Annotated in this window: 3 protein-coding genes; 1 reads left to right on the top strand and 2 read right to left on the bottom strand. The window is 70.1% G+C overall.

Translation table 11 applies throughout. From position 1 onward, the window contains the following. Window positions 1-27: 27 nt before the first annotated feature. Together AS93_RS0117600 and AS93_RS0117595 are read right to left on the bottom strand one after the other, a co-directional pair. The gene (locus AS93_RS0117600) at window positions 28-300 is read right to left on the bottom strand and encodes a hypothetical protein (protein WP_027591811.1); all 273 of its coding nucleotides are present in this window, start codon (window positions 298-300) and stop codon (window positions 28-30) included. Further along, window positions 297-980: a heavy metal response regulator transcription factor gene (locus AS93_RS0117595; RefSeq protein ID WP_027591810.1), complete on the bottom strand. Its 684-nt coding sequence runs from the start codon at window positions 978-980 to the stop codon at window positions 297-299. Before AS93_RS0117595 ends, AS93_RS0117600 begins: the two co-directional genes overlap by 4 nt. 212 nt (window positions 981-1,192) lie before the next feature. Between AS93_RS0117595 and AS93_RS0117590 the strand changes: the two genes are divergently transcribed. Then, window positions 1,193-2,948: heavy metal translocating P-type ATPase (locus AS93_RS0117590; RefSeq protein ID WP_027591809.1), on the top strand; the 1,756-nt coding region annotated here is incomplete at its 3' end.

Genomic DNA, 2,948 nt, shown 5'->3' with positions numbered 1-2,948 from the left:
CCGGGCTGCTGGCGGTCGCCGACCCGATCAAGCCGACCTCGAAACTGGCAGTCGGATGCGCGCCTGCAGGTCGGCCTGGCCGCTGAACAGCGCGCGCAGCTGCCCGTCGCGGCTCGCCGGCGGCGCCTCGCGCAGCAGGCGTTCGGCAGCGGCAGCCGCGACGCTCAGGGTCTGCTGGTCCAGCTCGTCGAAATGGTGCTGGCTGAGGTGGTTGAAGAAAAACCCCGAGCCCGCCAGCACCCCGGCCACCGCCAGCATGAACAGCAGGCTCAGCCGCGCGGTGAGCGACAGGCGCCTCATGACGGCTCGGGCTCGTCGAGCATGTAGCCCATGCCGCGCGCGGTGTGGATCAGCTTGGGCTCGAAGTCGTCGTCGATCTTGGCGCGCAGCCGGCGGATGGCCACTTCGATCACGTTGGTGTCGCTGTCGAAGTTCATGTCCCACACCTGCGAGGCGATCAGCGACTTGGGCAGCACCTCGCCGCGCCGGCGCAGCAGCAGTTCCAGCAGGGCGAATTCCTTGGCGGTCAGATCGATGCGCCGCCCGGCGCGCACGGCGCGACGCTTGAGCAGGTCCACCTCCAGGTCGGCGATGCGCAGGTGGGTGGTCACCGCCGCCGGGTTGCCGCGGCGCAGCAGGCTGCGCACCCGGGCCAGCAGCTCGGAGAAGGCGAAGGGCTTGACCAGGTAGTCGTCGGCGCCCAGCTCCAGGCCCTTGACCCGGTCCTCGACCCGGTCGCGGGCGGTGAGGAACAGCACCGGCATGTCCTGGCCGGCGGCGCGCACCCGGCGCAGCACTTCCCAGCCGTCCAGGCCGGGCAGCATCACGTCGAGGATCAGCAGGTCATAGGACTCGCTCAGCACCTGCTGCACGGCATCCGCGCCGCTGGTGACGCGGTCGACGCTGAAGCCGGCCTCGCCGAGGCCCTGCTGCAGGTAGGTACCGGTTTTCGGCTCGTCTTCGGCGACCAGGAGTTTCATGGGCAACACCCCCCACGGGAAACAGACGCGGGCAGTGTGCAGCGCCCGAACGACGCTGACCACAAGCTGACAGAAAAGTAATCCCGGGCTCAGCCTGATGTCAGCCATCCGACGCTACGGTGCCAACAGGTAAAAGGAATCCCGCCATGCCCAGCCCGCCGAACCCACACCCTGCAAGTGCCGCCGTCCCGGACCGCGATCCCGTGTGCGGCATGACGGTCAAGTCCGACAGTCCCTACCAGGCCCAGCATGCCGGCCAGCGCCTGCGCTTCTGCAGCCAGCACTGCCTGGACCGCTTCGGCGCCGAACCGCACAAGTACCTGTCCGCCCGGCACGCCGATCACGCGCCGGCTGCCGCGCCCGACGCAGGGGCGGCCGCCACGGCAGCGGCCGCCGAATACACCTGTCCGATGCATCCGGAGATCCGCCAGATCGGCCCGGGCACCTGCCCGATCTGCGGCATGGCGCTGGAGCCGGTCATGCCGGAACTGGAAGAAGAGGAAAATCCGGAGCTCAGGGACTTCTCCCGGCGCTTCTGGTGGACCCTGCCGTTGACCGTGATCGTCACCGTGCTGGCCATGGGCGGGCATGCCCTGAACCTGTTCCACGGCGCTGCGCAGAACTGGGTCGAACTCGCGTTGAGCACCCCGGTGGTGCTCTGGGCCGGCTGGCCGTTCTTCGTGCGCGGCGTGCGCCCGGTGCGGCTGCGCAGCCCGAACATGTGGATGCTGATCGGCCTGGGCACCGCCGCCGCCTACCTGTACAGCCTGGTCGCCACCCTGGCGCCGGGCGTGTTTCCCGCCGACTTCGTACAGGACGGGCGCATCGGCGTGTACTTCGAGGCGGCGGCGGTGATCATCTCGCTGACCCTGCTCGGCCAGATCCTCGAACTCAAGGCGCGCTCGCAGACCTCGGCGGCGATCCGCTCGCTGCTCGGCCTGGCGCCCAAGACCGCGCGGCGCATCAATGCCGACGGCAGCGAAGAAGACATTCCGCTCAGCCACGTGCACAGCGGCGACACCCTGCGCGTGCGACCGGGCGAGAAGGTGCCGGTCGACGGTCTGGTGCTGGACGGCGAAAGCGCGGTGGACGAGTCGATGCTGACCGGCGAGCCGCTGCCGATCATGAAGCGCGCCGGCGACAGCCTGATCGGCGCCACCCTGAACGCCCACGGCAGCCTGGTGATGCAGGCGCAGAAGGTCGGCAGCGCGACCGTGCTCGCGCAGATCGTGCAGATGGTCGCCCAGGCGCAGCGCTCCAAGGCGCCGATGCAGCGGCTGGCCGATGTCATCGCCGGGTACTTCGTGCTGGTGGTGATCGGCATCGCCATCCTGACGTTGTTCGTCTGGGGCCTGTGGGGGCCGGAGCCGAGCTGGGTGTTCGGCCTGATCAACGCGGTGGCGGTGCTGATCATCGCCTGCCCGTGCGCCCTGGGCCTGGCCACGCCGATGTCGGTAATGGTCGCCACCGGCAAGGCGGCGAGCAGCGGCGTGCTGTTCCGCGACGCCGGCGCCATCGAGAACCTGCGCAAGATCGACACGCTGATCGTCGACAAGACCGGCACCCTGACCGAAGGCCGCCCCGCGTTCCACAGCGTCGAGGCGGCGCCCGGCTTCGCGCGCGACGAGGTGCTGCGCCTGGCCGCCAGCCTGGATCAGGGCAGCGAACATCCCCTGGCCCACGCCATTGTCGATCAGGCCCGCGCCCTGGGCCTGGCGCTGAGCCCCCCCGAGGCGTTCGAGTCGACCTCCGGCATCGGCGTGCGCGGCCAGGTCGAGGGCCGCCGCCTGCAGCTGGGCAACACCGCGCTGATGACCGATGCCGGCGTGGATGCCGGCCCGCTGCAGGCCAGCGCCGAACGGCTGCGCGGCGACGGGGTGAGCATCATGTACCTGGCGGTGGACGGCACGCTGGCCGGGCTGCTGGCGGTCGCCGACCCGATCAAGCCGACCTCGAAACTGGCAGTCG

Source organism: Pseudomonas sp. RL (assembly GCF_000647775.1).
Classification (GTDB): Bacteria; Pseudomonadota; Gammaproteobacteria; order Pseudomonadales; family Pseudomonadaceae; genus Serpens; species Serpens flexibilis.
Note: the sequence above shows the minus strand (reverse complement) of the source record. Positions and strands in the feature narration are given on the sequence as shown.

Excerpts from the sequence above, each read along its gene's own strand:
- AS93_RS0117595 (WP_027591810.1), bottom strand. The coding sequence starts at position 980 with ATGAAACTCCTGGTCGCCGAAGACGAGCCGAAAACCGGTACCTACCTG.
- AS93_RS0117600 (WP_027591811.1), bottom strand. The coding sequence starts at position 300 with ATGAGGCGCCTGTCGCTCACCGCGCGGCTGAGCCTGCTGTTCATGCTG.